The organism is Actinomadura darangshiensis (assembly GCF_004349235.1).
Classification (GTDB): Bacteria; Actinomycetota; Actinomycetes; order Streptosporangiales; family Streptosporangiaceae; genus Spirillospora; species Spirillospora darangshiensis.
Genome location: NZ_SMKY01000186.1, coordinates 1 through 17,971, shown reverse-complemented (window position 1 = coordinate 17,971; position 17,971 = coordinate 1). Strand labels below are relative to the sequence as shown.

General features: G+C 69.4%; 19 protein-coding genes. 13 read left to right on the top strand and 6 right to left on the bottom strand.

Annotation, left to right across the window (positions count from 1 at the left end):
• Nucleotides 1-169 precede the first annotated feature (169 nt).
• Nucleotides 170-331: a hypothetical protein gene (locus E1293_RS47820; protein WP_165978474.1), complete on the bottom strand. Its 162-nt coding sequence runs from the start codon at nucleotides 329-331 to the stop codon at nucleotides 170-172.
• A 106-nt stretch (nucleotides 332-437) separates the two neighbouring features.
• Between E1293_RS47820 and E1293_RS31185 the strand changes: the two genes are divergently transcribed.
• From E1293_RS31185 to E1293_RS31150, 8 genes are all read left to right on the top strand, one after another.
• The gene (locus tag E1293_RS31185; RefSeq protein WP_243716823.1) at nucleotides 438-836 is read left to right on the top strand and encodes a hypothetical protein; all 399 of its coding nucleotides are present in this window, start codon (nucleotides 438-440) and stop codon (nucleotides 834-836) included.
• Nucleotides 837-927: 91 nt separating this feature from the next.
• Nucleotides 928-2,961, top strand: a complete 2,034-nt coding sequence (locus E1293_RS31180) for an MFS transporter (RefSeq protein WP_132201067.1) — start codon at nucleotides 928-930, stop codon at nucleotides 2,959-2,961.
• A gap of 108 nt (nucleotides 2,962-3,069) precedes the next feature.
• Nucleotides 3,070-4,215: an acetyl-CoA C-acetyltransferase gene (locus E1293_RS31175; protein WP_132201066.1), complete on the top strand. Its 1,146-nt coding sequence runs from the start codon at nucleotides 3,070-3,072 to the stop codon at nucleotides 4,213-4,215.
• A gap of 76 nt (nucleotides 4,216-4,291) precedes the next feature.
• The gene (locus tag E1293_RS31170; RefSeq protein ID WP_165978473.1) at nucleotides 4,292-5,086 is read left to right on the top strand and encodes an enoyl-CoA hydratase/isomerase family protein; all 795 of its coding nucleotides are present in this window, start codon (nucleotides 4,292-4,294) and stop codon (nucleotides 5,084-5,086) included.
• 360 nt (nucleotides 5,087-5,446) lie between these two features.
• A complete protein-coding gene (locus E1293_RS31165; protein ID WP_132201064.1) occupies nucleotides 5,447-6,265 on the top strand; it encodes a hypothetical protein in 819 nt (272 codons plus the stop codon).
• Entirely contained in the window at nucleotides 6,252-7,031 is a 780-nt protein-coding gene (locus E1293_RS31160; protein WP_132201063.1) for a radical SAM protein, read from the top strand. Before E1293_RS31165 ends, E1293_RS31160 begins: the two co-directional genes overlap by 14 nt.
• Nucleotides 7,032-7,113: 82 nt before the next feature.
• Complete coding sequence (locus E1293_RS31155; RefSeq protein WP_165978472.1) at nucleotides 7,114-7,578, top strand: nucleoside deaminase; 465 nt, start codon at nucleotides 7,114-7,116, stop codon at nucleotides 7,576-7,578.
• A 12-nt stretch (nucleotides 7,579-7,590) separates the two neighbouring features.
• Entirely contained in the window at nucleotides 7,591-8,310 is a 720-nt protein-coding gene (locus tag E1293_RS31150) for a class I SAM-dependent methyltransferase (protein WP_132201061.1), read from the top strand.
• A gap of 24 nt (nucleotides 8,311-8,334) precedes the next feature.
• Here the strand turns inward: E1293_RS31150 and E1293_RS31145 are convergent, their stop codons facing one another.
• Nucleotides 8,335-9,450, bottom strand: a complete 1,116-nt coding sequence (locus E1293_RS31145; protein WP_132201060.1) for a hypothetical protein — start codon at nucleotides 9,448-9,450, stop codon at nucleotides 8,335-8,337.
• Nucleotides 9,451-9,472: 22 nt separating this feature from the next.
• On the opposite strand from E1293_RS31145, the gene E1293_RS31140 reads away from it, so the two are divergent.
• Entirely contained in the window at nucleotides 9,473-9,904 is a 432-nt protein-coding gene (locus E1293_RS31140; protein ID WP_132201059.1) for a DUF6183 family protein, read from the top strand.
• Here E1293_RS31140 and E1293_RS31135 read toward each other — a convergent pair.
• Together E1293_RS31135 and E1293_RS31130 are read right to left on the bottom strand one after the other, a co-directional pair.
• Complete coding sequence (locus E1293_RS31135) at nucleotides 9,881-10,828, bottom strand: helix-turn-helix domain-containing protein (RefSeq protein WP_132201058.1); 948 nt, start codon at nucleotides 10,826-10,828, stop codon at nucleotides 9,881-9,883. The two genes, E1293_RS31140 and E1293_RS31135, sit on opposite strands and share 24 nt — an antisense overlap.
• A 45-nt stretch (nucleotides 10,829-10,873) precedes the next feature.
• Nucleotides 10,874-11,407 carry a 2,4'-dihydroxyacetophenone dioxygenase family protein gene (locus E1293_RS31130; RefSeq protein ID WP_132201057.1) on the bottom strand — a complete coding sequence of 178 codons (534 nt, stop codon included), beginning with the start codon at nucleotides 11,405-11,407 and terminating at the stop codon, nucleotides 10,874-10,876.
• A gap of 116 nt (nucleotides 11,408-11,523) precedes the next feature.
• Between E1293_RS31130 and E1293_RS31125 the strand changes: the two genes are divergently transcribed.
• Nucleotides 11,524-11,988, top strand: a complete 465-nt coding sequence (locus E1293_RS31125; protein ID WP_132201056.1) for a GNAT family N-acetyltransferase — start codon at nucleotides 11,524-11,526, stop codon at nucleotides 11,986-11,988.
• A gap of 1 nt (nucleotide 11,989) precedes the next feature.
• Here the strand turns inward: E1293_RS31125 and E1293_RS31120 are convergent, their stop codons facing one another.
• Nucleotides 11,990-12,895, bottom strand: a complete 906-nt coding sequence (locus E1293_RS31120) for a 2-dehydropantoate 2-reductase (RefSeq protein WP_132201055.1) — start codon at nucleotides 12,893-12,895, stop codon at nucleotides 11,990-11,992.
• A gap of 203 nt (nucleotides 12,896-13,098) precedes the next feature.
• Between E1293_RS31120 and E1293_RS31115 the strand changes: the two genes are divergently transcribed.
• Genes E1293_RS31115 through E1293_RS31105 form a run of 3 tightly spaced genes read left to right on the top strand, consistent with a single transcriptional unit; the run spans nucleotide 13,099 to nucleotide 16,126 of the window.
• The gene (locus E1293_RS31115; RefSeq protein ID WP_132201054.1) at nucleotides 13,099-14,454 is read left to right on the top strand and encodes a hypothetical protein; all 1,356 of its coding nucleotides are present in this window, start codon (nucleotides 13,099-13,101) and stop codon (nucleotides 14,452-14,454) included.
• A 22-nt stretch (nucleotides 14,455-14,476) separates the two neighbouring features.
• The gene (locus E1293_RS31110; protein ID WP_243716819.1) at nucleotides 14,477-15,340 is read left to right on the top strand and encodes a glutamate ABC transporter substrate-binding protein; all 864 of its coding nucleotides are present in this window, start codon (nucleotides 14,477-14,479) and stop codon (nucleotides 15,338-15,340) included.
• A 45-nt stretch (nucleotides 15,341-15,385) separates the two neighbouring features.
• Nucleotides 15,386-16,126: a hypothetical protein gene (locus E1293_RS31105; RefSeq protein WP_132201052.1), complete on the top strand. Its 741-nt coding sequence runs from the start codon at nucleotides 15,386-15,388 to the stop codon at nucleotides 16,124-16,126.
• Between the two features lie 112 nt (nucleotides 16,127-16,238).
• On the opposite strand, the gene E1293_RS31100 is transcribed toward E1293_RS31105, so the two are convergent.
• Nucleotides 16,239-17,909 carry an LLM class flavin-dependent oxidoreductase gene (locus tag E1293_RS31100; RefSeq protein ID WP_132201051.1) on the bottom strand — a complete coding sequence of 557 codons (1,671 nt, stop codon included), beginning with the start codon at nucleotides 17,907-17,909 and terminating at the stop codon, nucleotides 16,239-16,241.
• Nucleotides 17,910-17,971 lie beyond the last annotated feature (62 nt).

The window sequence follows — 17,971 nt, the reverse complement described above, 5'->3', positions numbered from 1 at the left end:
GATCTCACCCGGGGGCGGGTGGGGCGCATCGGCCTCGGCGGAACGTTGAACAGGCGTGAAGCCGGTTTCGCCTGTTATGACTCACGGTCGGGCCGGGAGGTTCGGAACCGGGCGGAAAAATCGGTGCCGCTCGGATGTGACGTACGTCGCCGCGGTTCGGTTCCGCCGCTCAGTTCTGCAGATGCTGCCCGTACATCGCCAGGACGACGAGGACGAACACGATGATCACCGCGAGCCGGGTGGGCATCGGCAGCCGGAGCCGGATCGCGACCCACCGCACGCAGAACGCGGCGAGCAGTGACACGACGACGAGGGCGATGATGCCTTCCATGTCCACCTTCATTCCGGGGGGAGTGCCGCCTCCTAGAACGATAGACGTGTAAGGAACGGGTTACCCGCGAGTCGGGCACGGAGTGCGGCCCGATAACCTCACTCTTGTGGCAGATGCGAAGGAAGAAGACGGCCGGGACAAGGTCGACGAGATGATGACGAACCTGGCGCGCGGCCGGGTCGCCCTCGGGGCGGCCGCGCTCGCGGCGCCGAAGCTGACCGTGAAGCTGATGGGGCTGGGCGGCGCGGCCGACCCGGGCCGCGACTACATGGTCCGGATGTTCGCCGCCCGGGAGATCGCCCTCGGTGCCGGGTACCTGCTCAGCGACGACTCCGGGCGCCGGCTGATGGCCCGGGTCGGCCTCGCCGCCGACTCGGTCGACGTCGCGAGCGGGCTGAAGACCCGCAAGGGCCTGCCGCTGTGGGTCACCGCGGGAGCCGTGGCCATCGCCGGCGGGGCCGCCGCGATGGGCGCCGCGAAGGTGTCCCGCGACCTCATACGGTGACCCGGCCGGGCCGAGGCTGATCGCCGGGGCCGGGTGATCTCGCCTGGCTCATGGGTAGATCTCCTCCGGCACGGATCGGGAGGGGACCGGCATGGCGGCGACGGCGGCGCGGGACGAACGGGTCATGCCGAAGGGCAGGGACCTCTGGATCACCCTCGGCGCCCTCATGCTCGCCATGCTGCTGGCGGCGCTGGACCAGACGATCGTGTCCACCGCGCTGCCGACGATCGTCAGCGACCTCGGCGGGCTCAACCACCTGTCGTGGGTCGTGACGGCGTACCTGCTGGCGTCCACGGCGTCGACGCCGCTGTGGGGCAAGCTCGGCGACCAGTACGGGCGCAAGCGCCTCTTCCAGGCGTCGATCGTCCTGTTCCTGATCGGGTCGGCGCTGTGCGGGCTCGCGCAGAACATGACGGAGCTGATCGGGTTCCGCGGCCTGCAGGGCCTCGGCGGCGGCGGGCTGATGGTCCTCGTCGTCGCGATCGTCGGGGACGTGGTGCCGCCGCGCGAGCGCGGCCGCTACCAGGGCCTGTTCGGGGCTGTCTTCGGCGTGTCCAGCGTGTGCGGTCCGCTGCTCGGCGGCTGGTTCGTCGACAACCTGTCGTGGCGCTGGGTGTTCTACATCAACCTGCCCATCGGCGTGCTGGCCCTCGCCGTGATCGCCGCCGTGCTGCCCGCGACGGGCGAGCGGGAGCGGCACCGCATCGACTACCTCGGCACGCTGCTGATCGTCGGCTGGGCGGTCGGGCTCGTGCTGATGACGACCTGGGGCGGCACGCGCTACGACTGGCTGTCCGCGCCCATCATCGGCCTCCTCGCCGGCTCGGTCGTGCTCATCGCCGCCTGGCTGCTGGTGGAGCGGCGCGCCGCCGAGCCGGTCATGCCGCCGGCGCTGCTGAAGAACTCGGTGTTCTCGCTGGGCGCCGCGGTCAGCTTCGCGGTCGGCTTCGCGATGTTCGGCGCGCTGACGTTCCTGCCGATCTTCCTCCAGGTGGTGCACGGCGTCTCGCCCACGCTGTCCGGCGTCTACCTGCTGCCGATGATGCTCGGCATGCTGCTCAGCTCGATCGGCTCCGGGCAGCTGATCACCCGGTTCGGCCGCTACAAGGTCTTCCCGGTCGCCGGCACCCCGATCATCGCGCTGGCGCTGTTCTTCCTCTCGGGACTGGACGAGGACTCGTCCACCCTCACGATGAGCCTGCGCTTCGCGCTGCTCGGCTTCGGGCTCGGGCTGGTCATGCAGGTGCTCGTCATCGCCGTCCAGAACTCGGTGTCGTACGAGGACCTCGGGTCCGCCACGTCCGGTGTCACGTTCTTCCGGCAGATCGGCGGGTCGTTCGGCGTCGCGGTGTTCGGCTCGGTCTTCAGCAACCAGCTCGCCGGCCACGTCGAGGACCTGGCGCGGGTGCTGCCGCCCGGGTTCGATCCGGCGGCCGTCCAGGGGAACCCTCAGCTGCTCGACAGGTATCCGGCCGACGTGAAGCAGGGCGTCCTGCACGCCTACGCGCAGTCGATCGACTCGGTGTTCTTCTGGGCCGTCCCAGTGGCGGCGGTCGCGTTCGTGCTGACCTGGTTCCTGCGCGAGGTGCCGCTGCGGGCGACCTCGCAGACGCCCGACTACGGCGAGGGGTTCGGTGGGGCGCCGACCGTCCGGTCGTCCAGGCACGAGATAGAGCGCGCCCTGAGCGAGCTGATGCGCAAGGACGCGAAGGCGTTCGAGCTCTACGACCGGCTGGCCGCGATCTCGGGCGTCTCCCTGCCCGCGGGGAGCGTATGGGCGCTGTGCCGGATCGCCAAGGACGGGACGGTCGCCGGCCAGGACCTCGCCGACCGCGCGGGCGTCCAGATCGAGCAGGGCCGCCCGTACGTCGACCGGCTCGTCGACGCCGGGTACGTCCAGCGGCAGGACGGGCTGCTCGCCGTCACGCCGTCCGGTGAGGCCGTCGCCGCACGCCTCTTCGCGGCCCGCCGCGACGGCCTCGCCCGGCACCTGGAGGGCTGGGCGCCCGAAGAGCATCCCGAGCTGGCGGACGTCCTGACCCGGCTCGCCGAGACGTCCCTCGGCGACGAGGCGGACGGCGAGGTGCTCGGCCCGGAGCGCAGGCCCGCCGGGCAGGGTGCGTAGTGTCCGAGACTCAGCTCACATGGTGTTGCACCGTGCGGGATGTAATCTCATACTGACGACCGAATCCCACTCGGTTTCGGGACGGAACCCCACATACTTGGAGGCGTAGTGGCCGAGGCGTACATCGTCGGCGCGGTCCGTACCCCCGTCGGTACCAAGAAGGGCGCCCTGAAGGACGTCCACCCCGCCGACCTCGGGGCCCACGTGCTCAAGGAGCTCATCAACCGCACCGGTGCCGACCCCGCCGCGGTCGAGGACGTGATCACCGGCTGCGTCATGCAGGTCGGCCCCCAGTCCCTCGACATCGCCCGCACCGCCTGGCTGTCGGCCGGGCTGCCGGACACGGTGCCCGGCGTGACCATCGACCGGCAGTGCGGATCGTCCCAGCAGGCGATCCACTTCGCCGCGCAGGGCGTGCTGTCCGGCACGCAGGACCTCGTCGTCGCGTCCGGCATCGAGCAAATGGCGATCGTCCCGATGGGCTCGTCCGTCGCCATGGCCATGGAGAAGGGCATGCCCTTCCCGTACGGCGAGGGCTGGGCCGAGCGCTACGGCATGCAGGAGATCTCCCAGTTCCGCGGCGCCGAGCTGATGGCCGAGAAGTGGGGCTTCACCCGCGAGGACCTGGAGAAGTTCGCGCTGGAGAGCCACCAGCGCGCCGCCAAGGCCATCGAGGCCGGCTACTTCGACCGGGAGATCGCCCCGATCGCGGGCCTGTCCAAGGACGAGGGCGCCCGCCCCGACACCACGATGGAGAAGATGGCCGGCCTGAAGACGCTCCGCGAGGACGGCGTCATCACCGCGGCCGTCGCCTCGCAGATCTCCGTCGGCGCGTCCGCGCTGCTCATCGCGTCCGAGGAGGCCGTCAAGCGGCACAACCTGACGCCGCGCGCCCGCATCCACACCCTCGCCGTCTGCGGCTCGGACCCGGTCTACATGCTGACCGGCCCGATCCCCGCCACCGAGAAGGCGCTCGACCGCGCCGGCCTGAAGATCGGCGACATCGACGTCTTCGAGGTCAACGAGGCGTTCGCCCCGGTCCCGATGGCGTGGGCGCACGACACCGGCGCTTCGCTGGACAAGACCAACCCCAACGGCGGCGCCATCGCCCTCGGCCACCCGCTGGGCGCCACCGGCGGCGTGCTGATGACGAAGCTGCTGCACGAGCTGGAGCGCACCGGCGGCCGCTACGGCCTGCAGACGATGTGCGAGGGCGGCGGCCAGGCCAACGCCACCATCATCGAGCGCATCTGACGGACCACTCGTCACCGCCCTTCAGAGCATGAGGCATGCTCTGAAGGGCGGTTTCGGTTCTCAGGCGGGAGCGGGCATGTACGAGACGATCCTCTACTCGGCGGACGAGCGGATCGCGCGGATCACGCTGAACCGTCCGGACGCCCGCAACGCGCTCAGCGACCGGATGACCGGCGAGCTGCTGGACGCGTTCGACCGCGCCAAGGCCGACCCCGAGGTCCGGGTGATCGTCCTGACGGGCGCCGGCGACCGGGCGTTCTGCGCCGGCGCCGACCTCGGCGGTCTCGGCCGGGCCCAGGCCGACGGACGATCGGTCGCGGACGCCTCCGCGATCCGGGAAAGCGCGCCGTTCCGCCTCTTCACGGCCTTCCCGAAGCTCGGCAAGCCGATCATCGCCCGGCTCGCCGGGCATGCCGTGGCGGGCGGCCTCGGCCTCGCCGCCGCCTGCGACCTGGTGATCGCGGCGGACGACGTCAAGCTCGCCACCCCCGAGGTCAACGTCGGCCTCTGGCCCATGATGATCATGGCGGTCATCAACCGGAACGTCGCCCCGAAGCACGCCTTCAAGCTCTACTACACCGGCTCCCGCATCACCGCCGCCGAGGGCCGCGACATCGGCCTCGTCACCGAGGTCGTCCCGCGCGCCGAGCTGGACGACCGGGTCGACGAACTGGCCCGCGTCATCGCGTCCAAGAGCCCCGTGGGCCTGCGCCGGGGCCGCGACGCCTTCTTCGCCATCGAGAACCGCCCCCTGGACGACCAGGTCGCCCACCTGCTCGGCGAACTGGTCGAACTGGCCGCCACCGAGGACGCCAAGGAAGGCATCACCGCCTTCCTAGAGAACCGCCCCCCAGACTTCCAGGGCCGCTGACCGTATTTCCGGACACCGATCCAGCATTTCTGATGTGTCCGCTTCAGGGGTTGAGCGCGCTGCCGGGCTCGGCAGGCCCGATGAAACTCTCTATTGTCTTGACTGGCAAGGTCAAGCTGCCCAGACAGATAGTACTCGCAGGTCACGGCATATTGGCATGCCGAGGCGGGGTACTCGAATCAGCGGCGTGATTTCGTTGGGGTGTTGTTGACGGTGGACACTCCGTCCAATGCGAGGTATGAACCGTTGTAGAGAGGACGGAGAAGTCGGAGGTCGAATGCATTTACGGATGCAGACGTGAAGCAGGGTCACGTTACGTAGTGACATGTTGACAACGTGTTATCCTGTCTGGGTGGAGCGGTGAAGCGATCGAGTGTGGCGAGCGCGAGCAGGCTCCTCAGTTCGGTGGTTTCGGCCATCCTCCTGGGTATCTGGATCAACGTTCTCACGGAGCAACGGGACGAGGTGGGCTACCTTGACGCGCTGCGCGTACTCGGGTACGGGAACCTTCTCCTGCTTGGCGGCATCGTCGTGCTCGCAGGCCATGAACTCCTGGTTCGGAGGTTACGAAAAATGGAATTCGACGATCTCGAGAACGGCTTCGAACTGTTGCGGCAGGGGGAACGTCGGATGCTCCAGGAGGCGCTCTACCTTGTCTGTGCGCTGATCTCGAAGACCTTGAGCGTGCCCTGCAACGCCCGCTACTTCCGCGCCATAACAGATGATCAGGGCGAGACCTGCCTCGAACAGGACCGGGAGCTCGTCGTACTCAATATCGCGATGCCCCGGGAGTACGGCTTCACCCGGGTGGACATCAACACCCCGCATATCGTCAGCGCCCGTGCTTATCGCGAGCGCGTTCCGTTGTACGAGAAGCTTCCGGTGAACCATACGGAATGGTACGCCGAAGAAATCGGGCGGATGATCGAGCCGACGCAGCGGTGGGTTCTCGCCTGCCCGGTCCTCTCCTTGGATCCGCTGACGAACAGGCATGACGACGGCCGGCCGCCGCACGGCGTCATTGTCTTCTACGGGACCCAACTGCCGCCGAGCAGTGGCTCGCGGGCGAGAATCGCCGAAAGCCTCGGGTATGCCCAGAAATTCGCAGACTACATGTGCAGCACCCTCAACGCCCTTGAACTGACGCGCACGATGGAGGGGAGAAGTGTTCCCGGCTGACCTTGTCTTCCCGACGTCGGTCTGCCTGCGGGTGACCCGGCGCTGCAACGCGGCCTGCTCCTTCTGTCAGGCACCCAACACGAGCCGGGTGATGCTGACGGTGGCGGAGATCGAAAGGATCGTCGCCGCCCTGCGGGAACGAGGCGTGGCCACCGTCAAACTGTCGGGCGGCGAACCGACCAGCAGAGCCGATCTGGCGCAGATAGTAATGGAATGCGGCAACCAGAGCGTGAAACCCGTGGTCATCACCAACGGGATCTCCATGCACGCCTCGGTGCTCTCGGCGCTGAAGAAGGTCGGCGGAGAGCTGAAATTCAGCGTTCATCGCCCGGACTCCAGTAATGATCTCGTACTGCGGGTTCCCTCGTATCAGCGCGTGCTGGCCGGCATCGCGGCCTCGCGGAGCCGGTCGATTCCTTTCTCCGTCAACACGGTGATCGCGCCGGGCAGCACCGATCTCCTGCCACGGATGATCGGCTTCGCGGTCGAGCAGGGCGCCCGCAAGGTGAGTTTCATTCCGGTGGTTCCGCGCGGTCGAGCGCAGGCCCGCCCGGAGTTCGAGTTCGACGATGCAGGGCTCGATTCGGTGCGTTCCGCCATCGGTGAACTGTCGGCCAGGTATGAGCCGTACATCGACGTGCGGTGCATCGACATACGGAAACGAGACTACTGGATTGTCGAGAATGATGGGTCTTTATGGCTGGAGAAGGCGCGCGACGACGATGACGTGCTGATCTGTGAGAAGAGCGCACTGATGGCGCTGTGACCGTCCAGGGGAAGTGATATTGATGCGATCAAAACGGTATGGTGACACTGTTGGAAGCAAGACCCGGACGCAGCTTGAATTAATGATCGAACTATGCATCAAGTTGGCGCGGACGGCCGCGGCTTCGCGGAACTACGCTCTCGGTGCCCTGGTGGCGCGGGGGACGAAGGTCATCGCAGGGTCCGGTAGCAATCTCATTCAGGATGACAACGACCCGAGCGCGCATCCCGAGATGACGGCCATCCGCGGGGCCGCGAGAACGATCGGATCCAGGTACCTGCCGGGAATGGTCCTCTTCTCCACCTTGGAACCCTGCCCGATGTGCGTGTCCGCGGCGATCTGGGCGAGGATGGACGCTGTCATCTTCGGCGCGACGCAGCAGGACGCCCTGGACTGGGCGGCGGCGAACCCCAGTGCGGTTTACACCTGGCGGCAGATCAGGATTCCCGCGCTGACGGTCGCCCAGGCCGGAGACCCGCGGATCGACGTGCAGGGCGGTGTGCTGCGTGCCGAATGCAGAGAGCTCTTCGCCCTTTCGGGCCGCTGACCGGGCGGCGTCGTGGGAACACGTGATGGTCGTGCGGACGCGGCGGTGTGGACGGACGCCGCACTCCGGGCCTTCTGGGAGCGGGAACTCTGTTTCCCCGAGCACTATTTCTCACATAAGCACGGTGCCCGCCTCACCAGGGCGTTACGCCCTCATATCTCCGGCGGAGACGAGGTGCTCGACTACGGCTGCGGACGAGGGCATCTCTCCGAACGGATCTGCCGGGACCTCGGCGCGGAGGTGTGGGCGACGGACAGCCTTCAGGGCGCGCTGGAGGCGACGAACCGGCTGAACGCGTCCAACCCCGGTTTCCGGGGTGCCGTGCCCATCGAAGAATTCCGATCCGCGGCGGACCGCTTCGACTCCATTGTGGCGGTGGAGGTCCTTGAGCATCTCGCCGACGATGCCCTGCGCGCGTTCTTCGACACCGCGGCTCGCCTTCTCCGTATCAGCGGCCGCCTGATCGTCACCACCCCTAATCGCGAGCGCCTGGCGAGCAAGGAAGTGCTCTGTCCGTCGTGCGGGATCGTCTTCCACCGTTGGCAGCATGTGCGGAGCATCGACACCGAACAACTCAGGGCATGGGGTGCCGCCGTGGGTCTCGAGCTGAGCCAGGCACTTGAGACGGACTTCTCCGGCACCCGCCCTCGCTTCGGCGGTGGGCTCTTCCGGCGCCGGCCTCCCGGACGCCCTCACCTGATGGGCGTCTTCGTCCGGTCGGGCGAATCATGAGCCTTAGGACGAATGACGCATCCGCTAGTTCGCGGGGGTGAGCTCGGTTAGGGCCAGGTGGGTGAGGAGGGTCAGGTGGCGGGACCGCAGGGGGAGCGGCGCCTCCAGGAGGGGCGGGACCTCCTCGTCCCAGGAGGCCGCGGCCATCGTCATTTCGAGGACGCCCTCGTCGTCGCCGGACACCAGGGCGAGCGCGAGATCGAGCGCGGGACTCGCCCCCTCGACCCGGCTCCGGAGGTCCCGGAACTCGGGGAGCAGGCCGGTCTCGGGGCGCTGCGCCGCCAGGACGATCAGCCACGCGCGCACCGTCGCGGAGGCGTCCGGCCAGAGCGCCAGGAGGGCGGGAACCTGGTCGATGACGGCCTGGCAGGTGGCGGACTCGTCCGCATCGGCCTTCTCGGTGACCGGGACGGGGTCGATCGTGGCGATGTAGGTCAGGTGGGCCAGCAGCTCCACGCGGTATTCGGGGGTCAGCTGCGGGGCGCGGGCCACCTGGACGAGGAACCTGATGGTCTCCGGGGTGCAGCTGTAGCAGGTGTCCTGGTGGACGACCGAGCTGAAATAGACCTCCATGGCCTCGTCCCAGCCCTCGTCGTTGGCCGCGAGGCCGCGCAGGATGTCCGGGATCTCGTCCGCCGGGCCGTAGGCGCCGGTCAGCGAGGCCCAGTCGATGTCTTCGAGTCCCTGCAGCGTGATGCGTTCGCCCGTGGGGCCGCCTGACGGCTCCGGGTTCCCGAGGTCGTGGACGATGATCGGACGCGGGGCGCGGGCGGGCTCGGAGGAGAGCGCGGTCAGACGGGCGTCGCGCACCTGGCCGATGGTCAGGTCGCAGATGGGCTCGCCGTCGGGGAAGAAGCGGCGGGCCGTCTCCGGCAGCGCCATCGAGCGCCTGACGGTGCCGCCCAGATCCTCGGTCAACTCGGAGACGGCGCGTTCTTCGGCCGACGTCCACCAGTCCTCGTCGTCGTCCGGGTAGGGGCCCTCGTCGAGGCTGTCGATCCGCCAGGCGGAGCCGGGCGCCGGAGCCACCCGGACGAGCGCGTGACCGCGTGCGGCCAACGCCTGTGCACCCTCGCGCGCGGTCTCCTCGTCGTCGACGACGAGGCTGTACGTGGTGGCATGCCGGGGGGCGTGGGTCACCGGATCACTCTAGGGTTCGAGCATGAAGATCGCCGAGGCCGTCCGGCGAATGGGGCTGGCGGACACCTACCAGGACCCGCACTGGAGCAAGGCGGTCAAGGTGACCGACAACGCCGTTGCGTTCAGCACCGGCCCGACTGTGACGGACGTGCGCCAGGTGACCGTGGCGGACGTCCTGCGGGCGCTCTTCAGCGGGGCCGCGTCAGGCGGCGCGTACGGGCCGGGCATGCACGGCGCGCACGGGCGCCGCGCGTCCTGGGAGTCGCTCGCCGCGCTGGCCGGCGTCCAGGAAACCGACATCACGGCCATCGAGGAGGCCGCAGGCCGGTGCGGCTGGCTCTTCTACACCTCGGACTGGCACATGCGGGTCATCCCGCCGCTGGACGTGGGCGTGACCGCCCTGCGTCCCGACCGCCGGACGGTGGCCGTCCTATCCGTCACTGACGCCGACTGACGCGCGGACGTCGGACGGGGTGCCGCCGAAGCGCGCGCGGAAATGGCGGGCGAAATGGGCCTGGCTGGAGAAGCCCCAGCGGTAGGCGACGTCCGCGATCGTCGTGCGGGCGGCGTCCGGCGCGGTGAGGTCGGCGTGGGCGCGCTGGAGGCGGCGCTCCAGGATGTGGCGGGACGGGGTCGTCCCCGCGGAGTGGAAGATCCGGCCCAGATGCCGGACGGACACTCCGACGACCTGGGCGACCTCACCCTGGGTGAGGCGGGCGTCGTGCAGGTGCCGGTCGATGTAGTCCGTGGCGACGATCAGCAGGGTCTGGTAGGCGGCCGGCGCGGGACGTCCGCCGGAGCGCCCGGTGGCGAGCATCCCGATCAGATCGAGGACGCCGCCGCGAGCCTCCGCGCCCGGGTTCTCCAGGACGGAGCGGAGCGTCGCGACCAGGCCGCCCTCCCGGGCCGTCCCGCGTCCGAACAGCATGGGCGCCGGGATACCACCCGCCATGCACCGCTCGACGAACAGCCCGCGCGGGATGTCGACGAGGAACTGCCGCATGGACGAGGAGAACCCGAACAGGTAAGGGCGGCGCGTGTCGTACACGACCAGGTCGCCGGCGGTGGCGGCGAGGCAGCCGTCCTCGTGCAGGAAGACCGCCTCGCCTTTGAGTAGCAGCGACGCGAACACCGAGTCCTTCGGCGTCGACTTGGCGACCTGCGGGGTGCGCTCGATGGCGTGGGCGTTGCCGCTGATGTCGGCGAGCCGGACGTCCCCGAGCCGGTAGTTGGCCTGCCGCGCCAGCAGCCCCCGCTCCGAGTAGGAGGTGCAGGACAGCCCGACCAGCGCCCTGCGGTTGTAGTCCTCCCAGAACCCGATGCGGTCGCGCGGGTCGACGTCCTCGGTGCTGGCCTGGGAGATCATCGCTGCCGGCATGGTCTGCTCCTCCCGGAGGCGGGCGGTCCTCCGCGGGAGCCTACGTCAGCGGAACAGCGAGTCGATGTAGTCCGCGCCCAGGCCGACCTTGTCGTAGTGCTTGCGGCACATGTCGATGTAGTCGTGGACGTCGAAGAAGCCGTCGGGGTCGCCGTTCTCGTCCAGCCAGACCAGTGGTCCCTTGACGATGAACAGCGTCTTCATCGGCTCCTCGTGCTCGTAGGCGACGAGGGTGTGCCCCTCGCCGGGCGCCTCGTAGATGAAGTCGCCGGCGGTCGCCGTCCAGGGGCGCTCCAGGTACCCCCACTTGCCGGAGATGGTGTAGGCGAACACCTCGTGCGGGTGGTAGTGCCGGTTGACGAGCCCGGCCTCCTTGGACCGCAGGATGTCGGACCACATGTTGTCCTTGACGTTGATCCACAGCGGCCGCGACCCCACGGTCTCGGTGAACGGCACGTAGTACCGGTCGTCGTCGGTGGCGACCTTGGACAGGTACACCTCCGGCAACGCGTCCGGCTTCTGCGAGTTCTCGATCGGCTTCAGGTTCTTCCAGAACTCCGGCCCAGCGGCTTCCGGCATCGGACGGCTCCTCTCACGCTCACGTCCCGCGAGTGAACCCCGTCGCCCCGCCTCCCGTCTTTCCTGTGCCGGACGTCCCCTTTGCACATTTCAGACATCCATGGAACGAGGCCACCATGAGCACATTGAGCGTCAGGCAGGTCAGGCAGGACGACGCCCCCAGAGTGAACGAGCTGTTCGCCGAACTGGGCCACCCCGAGAACACGGACGACGAGGTCACCGCCCGCCTCGCACACTGGAACGACAGCGAAGACCTACTGCCCCTGGCCGCCGTCCACGACGGCCGCGTCGTCGGAGTCATCGCCCTCGCCGTGGTCCCCTTCTTCGAGCGCCCCGGCTCCTGGGGACGCGTCGTCGCCCTCGTCGTCGACGCCCAATCCCGGGGCCTCGGCGTGGGCCGGCGCCTCATGGAGGCCGCCGAAGAAGCGGCCCGCACCCGCGGCTGCATACGCATGGAGGTCACCAGTGCCCGCTACCGCACAGACGCCCAAGCCTTCTACCCCGCCATCGGCTACACCGACCAGTGCGACAAAAGCGCCCGCTACCTCAAGAATCTCGTCCCCGACTACGCGAATCGATGATCTACGGGGCGCCGTCCAGAGCCGCGAGAAGGGCCAGGACGGCCTGGTTGAGCGGGGCGGGCAGGTCGTGACGGGTTGCGGCCCGCAGGACGGCGCCCGTCAGCGCGTCATGTTCCAGGGGCCTTCCGGCGAGCCGGTCGTGCAGCATGGACGATCCGGCGTCCGGCGGGTAGCCGTCGCAGCGGGCCAGGACGCGTTCGGCCTCGTCGTCCGCGAGCCGTGCCCCTTCAGCGCGGCCCGCCGCCGCGGCCTCACGGACCAGGCCGAGCGCCAGCGCGCGGATCCCGGGATCGGTGAAGACCTCCATGCGGCGGCCGGTCAGCGTGGTCAGCGGGTTGGCGGCGATGTTGGCGAGGAGCTTGCGCCACGAGGCGGTGGTGAAGTCCGGCTCCAGCACGACGCGAAGCGCGCCGCCATGGAACAGCCTGGCGAACCCGGCCATCCCGGGCGCGTCGGCCACGGTGACCAGCTCGCCGCCGCGATGTACGAGACGACCGGGCCCGATGCGCTCGACGGCCGTGTCCGCCAGTGCGGGAACGACCGGCGCGCCGGACGCGTGTGGTTCGAGGCGTTCACGCTGCTCGATCCCGTTCTGCACCGCCACGACCGTCGTGCCGTCCCCGACGAGCCGCGCCAGCCATGGCGCCGCGGCAGCGGCGTCCTGGGCCTTAAGCGCGACGACCACCCACCGGACGGGCCGGACGTCGCCGGGCGAGGTCGCGACGGCCAGGCCGGGCGGGGCGACGGCGAACTCGCGCGGTGCGTCTTCGCGGTCGACGACGAGGCGGTCGAAGGGGCGGCGCACGCACATCGTCACCCGGTTCCCGGCCGCATGCAGCTCAGCCGCGATCAGACCACCGACAGCCCCGGCTCCCACGATCGCGATCGGCTCATCCGCAACGCCCATACAGGCACGCTACCCACGCCACACCACCCGAGAGCGGACGCCTACCGGTCGAGTTCACCGGCCTTGATGCGCCCGAATGGAAAGGACGGCGGGCGGGTCGAGGATCGGCCGGGTCTGGCAATGATCTTGCGGGCTGTGTGATCGTCCCCCGAGACTTGAACGTCCGCCCCGGAAGACGTCCCCCCGAAGGAGTGGGTCTGAGCGTGCCCTCCAAGTTCATCGGCGTTCGTACCGTTGCGGGTCGGGTCCGGGTGCTGGCCGCGTTGGCGTTGGTGGCGCTCGCCATGCTGTTCACCGCGACGGGCGTGGCGGTCGGGCACGCACGTGAGGGGCTGCGGACGCTCGGGGATCGCGAAGGTCCCATGGTCCTGGCCACGGGCGACATGTATCTCGCGCTCAGTGACATGGACGCGCAGGTGACCAATGTGCTGCTGACCGGCGATGAGGAGGGCTGGCTGTGCGACCCGGAGGCGTCCGACTGCGAGCGCGGCGCCCAGCGGTACGTGTACGACATCCGCCGGGAGGACGCGCAGCGGGCCGGGTTGCAGGCGGTGCGGCTGGCGAAGGGTGATCCGGTGCGGCTGCAGGCCGTCCAGGCGGTGCTGGACGGGTTGCATGCCTATGACCAGAACGTCCAGGCGGCGATGGAGGCGGCGCGGTCGGACCAGGCCATGGCCGTGCTGCCGCCGGAGGCGATCGAGCGGTACCGGGCGGCGACGGCGCTGATGACGGGGAACCTGCTGCCGAAGGCGTACAACCTGACGCTGGACGGCGCCGCGGACGTCGACTCGGCCTACGAGGACGAGCATTCGGCGGTCCTCGCCGGACGTTTCCGGGTGCTGGGGGCCGGGCTGGCGCTGCTGGCCGCGCTGGCGGGCCTCCAGGTGTACCTGGCGCGGCGGTTCCGGCGGATGCTCAGCCTGCCGCTGGCCGTCGCGGTCGCGGGCGCTCGGGTGCTGACCGTGGCTGGGGCGTCGCTGCTGGCCACCGAGGCGGACCGGCTGCGGGCGGCGAAGAGCGCGGGCTTCGATCCGGTCCTCGACCTGACGCGCGTCCGGGCGATCGGCACGGGCATGGACACCGACCGCGGCCGGCGCCTCATCGATCCGGGTGCGGCCGCCCGCTACGACCAGATGTACCTGGAGAAGGCCCAGGCGATCCTCTACGTCAAGGGCGCGACCAGCATGGACGCCTACGACGGGGCGCTGGGTCAGCGGAAGACCGGCTCGGGGCGGGACGGTGCCGCGCTCCTGCCCCGCTATCGCGGTTGGCAGGACCATGATCGGGGTGTCCGGGAGCTGGTCGAGGGCGGCAGCCGGGTCGCCGCCGTCCGCGCCCATCTGGACCCGCGCTGGACGGCCCTCCCGCACCCGTCCTTCCGCGCCCATGACCAGAAGCTCGACGGCCTGGTCAGCCATCACGAGTTCCTCCGCATCCGCGCCGTGAAGAAGGGCGATCAGGCCCTGGACCCGTGGATGTGGCTGCCGGCGGCCGGTGCGCTGGCCATCGCCGCCCTCATCGTGGCCGGAGTCTGGCCGCGCCTGTCGGAATACCGCTGACCTTCGAGAACGGGAGCCGACCGTGCACGCCGCCCGCAGCAAATCGACCCTCGTCGCCACGGCCGTCCTGGCCGGGCTGGCGGTCCTGATCCTGGTGGCGGCCTTGGCGTTGCCACCGCTGGTGTACGGCGACGACGGGCCGTCGTCGGTCACGGGCAAGGACAAGCTGGTGATCGGGGTCCGGGATGACCTTCCTGGACTGTCGCTCCGGGCCAAGGACGGCTCGCTCAAGGGCTTCGACGTCGACGTCGCGACCTACGTGGCGGGACGGCTCGGCGTCGCGTCCGATGACCTGACGTTCCAGGCGCTGGCACCCAACGAACGCGAGAGCGCGCTGAGCCAGGGCAAGGTCGACATGGTGGTGGCGGCGTACACCATCACGCACGAACGCAAGGAACAGGTCACGTTCGCTGGGCCGTACTACGTCGCGCATCAGGACATCCTCGTCCGGCAAGGCGAAAAGTCCGTTCGCAACGTGCAAGACCTGCGGGGCAAGAGGCTCTGCCAGGTAGCCGGGTCCGACTCCTGGCGCCATGTGGCGGAGGAACGGCGGGTGGCCGCGTCGCTGGTCCCGGCGCGTTCCTACGGTGAGTGCCTCAAGGCGCTGGCCGGTGGACGGGTCGATGCCGTGTCCACCGACGACCTGGTCCTGGCCGGACTCGCCGCCGCGGCAGGTTCCCGCACCACCATGGTCAATGCCCCGTTCAGCGACGAGCGGTACGGGATCGGCCTGCGCAAGGGCGACGTGGAGGGCTGCCACGCGGCCAACCGGATCCTGGCCGGGATGTACCAGAACGGCGCCGCCGAGACGCTGCTCGACCAGTGGTTCACCACACCGGGCTTCGAGGCCGCGTCGACGGTGCCGCGCTTCGAGGGCTGCGCCTGACCCCTGGGTGGGCTGCCCTTGCCCGTGCCGGGGAATGGGGCCGGTGTGGGGGACTGGTTCACGCGGGAGATTGCGGACGCCGGGCGGCTGCGCCTGTTCTGCTTCCTTGTGGCGTTCATCGCCGGGTTCCTGTTCATCCGGTTCAGCGTGCGGATGATCCGGGCCCAGGTGCGATGGTGGCCGGGCAACGTCACGCCGGGTGGGCAGCACATCCATCACGTGGTGTTCGGGCTGGTGTTCATGTGCATCGGCGGCGTCAGCGGCCTGGCCGTGCAGGACGGTTCGTCCGGGTGGGCGGCGGCCACCGCGGCCGTCTTCGGCGTGGGGACGGCCCTGGTGCTGGACGAGTTCGCCCTCGTCCTGCACTTGCAGGACGTCTACTGGAGCGAGCAGGGCCGATTGTCGGTCGAGGTCGTCTTCATCACGGTCGCGCTGTGCGGCCTGCTGCTGCTCGGGCTCCGGCCGCTGGGGGTGGACGACGTCGCCGGGGACGGCCTCTGGACCATCGTGGGCGTCATCTTGTTCGACCTGTTCGTGGCGTTGATCGCCTTGCTCAAGGGCAAGGTCTGGACGGGCGTCATCGGACTGTTCATCGGCATCATCGCGATCATCGGGGCCGTCCGGCTGGCCCGCCCGGACTCGCCGTGGGCCCGCCGCCGCTACCGCCCGGACTCCCGGAAGGAACGCCGGGCGCGGATCCGCGAGCGCCGCTACCGGTTGCCCATGCAGCGCCTCGGCGACCGGCTGAGCGACATGGTCGCCGGGCGCCCGTCCAGCAAGTCGTAGTCCGGCGGGCGTTGCTGGATCTTTTTGTGGCGATTCGCGAACTCGGGTGGGGGGTGCGGGCGTCTGACCCTACGGTGGCCGTGGACGTCGGGGGACCCACGGCCACCCCCATTCAGTACGGCGACGGGCCGCCGAACATCTCGCTGAGGCGCGGCGCCAGTTCGTGGTCGCCGCGCAGTTCCAGGCGGCCGTCCATGAGCAGCGACGCCGGATTGGCGTCGCCCGCGAGGATCCGCAGGAAGTCGGCTGTCGCCACGGTGAGGGTGAGTGCGGGGTCCTCCGCCGGGCCCGGATGGGCGTGGGCGCGGCTCTTGCCGATTTCGAGCGTCCACACCACGCGGGTCAGGCAGAACTCCAGCTCACCGGTGAACCCGGCCGCGGCGGACGGGTCGAACGCGCGGGCCATCCCGGCGAAGAAGACGCGTTGCGCGGCAGGGCCGAAGTGGCGTTCGATCTGCTCGTCCGACCGCCCGTGCACGAGCTTGTAGAAACCCTGCCGGAACCGCCTGCGGCTCGCCGAGCGGATGTCCCGGGAACGGTGCGCGCGGGCCACTTCGGCGTCCTCGTCGATGCGGTATCCGGCCGCGGCCGTCCGGGCCGGTTCGCGGCGGGCGAGCGCGGCCTCGATGGCGGGCGCGAGCCGTTCGGCCTTCGCCGCGTCCCGCTCCTCGCGCCCTTCGGTGAAGTGCGGCAGCACGGCCTCCCCGAACAGCTCCAGGGACTCGCAGATGTGCTCGTGCTTGTTCGGCCCCGACTGCAGGACGAACGAGATCTGGTCGACCCCGACGGCCTCATACCGCCGGACAAGGTCGATGACCTGCGCCGGCGTCCCGACCGCACCCCGCAACGAACCGACGTTGACGTTGAGCGTCCCGGCATTGGCGATGATCTGCTCCCGCGAGAAGCCGCGGGCCGCCCGCCGCGAAAGGAACTCCTCCCAGACGTTCGTGCGCCCGGGATCGTGCGGCGTCGGCCCGTAGTAGTGCGCCAGCGCGAACGCGAAGAAGTGCGCCCCGTCGATACCGCGGTCGATGGCGGTCGCCTCGTCCTCATGCAGCATCATCGGCAGCACCACGGACACGTTCGGGTTGACCGCGAACCCCGCCGGAACGCATTCCTCCGACGCCAGGATGCGGTAGTACTCGTCCACCCATTTGCCCGCGTCCTCGGGCTCCACGAACGAGAACGACAGAGCCCCGATGCCGTTACGGGCCGCGAACTGGATCGTCTCCCGCCGCGAGCACGCCACCCACAGCGGCGGATGCGGTTTCTGCACGGGTTTCGGCAGCACGTTGCGCGGCGGCATCGTGATGTCCCGCGACAACCATCCGGCGAACGGCTCCTCGACGAACATCCGCGTAATGGCGTCGATCGCGTCCTGCCACTGGGCCCGCTTGTCCGTCCGGCGCACCCCGAACCCGCCGAGTTCGGCACTCGAACTCGACTCACCCGTCCCGAAATCAACGCGTCCGTTCGACACGAGATCGAGCGTCGCGATGCGCTCCGCGATCCGCGCCGGATGGTTCACCGCCGGCGGCAGCTGGACGATCCCGTGCCCGAGCCGGATCCGCTTCGTCCGCTGCGACGCGGCGCCCAGGAACACCTCGGGCGCCGACGAATGCGAGTACTCCTCCAGGAAGTGGTGCTCCACCGCCCAAAGGTAGTCGAACCCGACCCGATCAGCGATCTCCACCTGATCCAGCGCGTCCTGGTAGAGCCGCAACTCCTGCCCGTCCCCCCACGGACGCGGCAACTGGTGCTCGTAGAAGAGGCCGAAGCGCATGGTGAATCACCTCGGAGCCAGCCTCACTTGGATTGGACGGGAGGTCAACAATGTCGAATGCG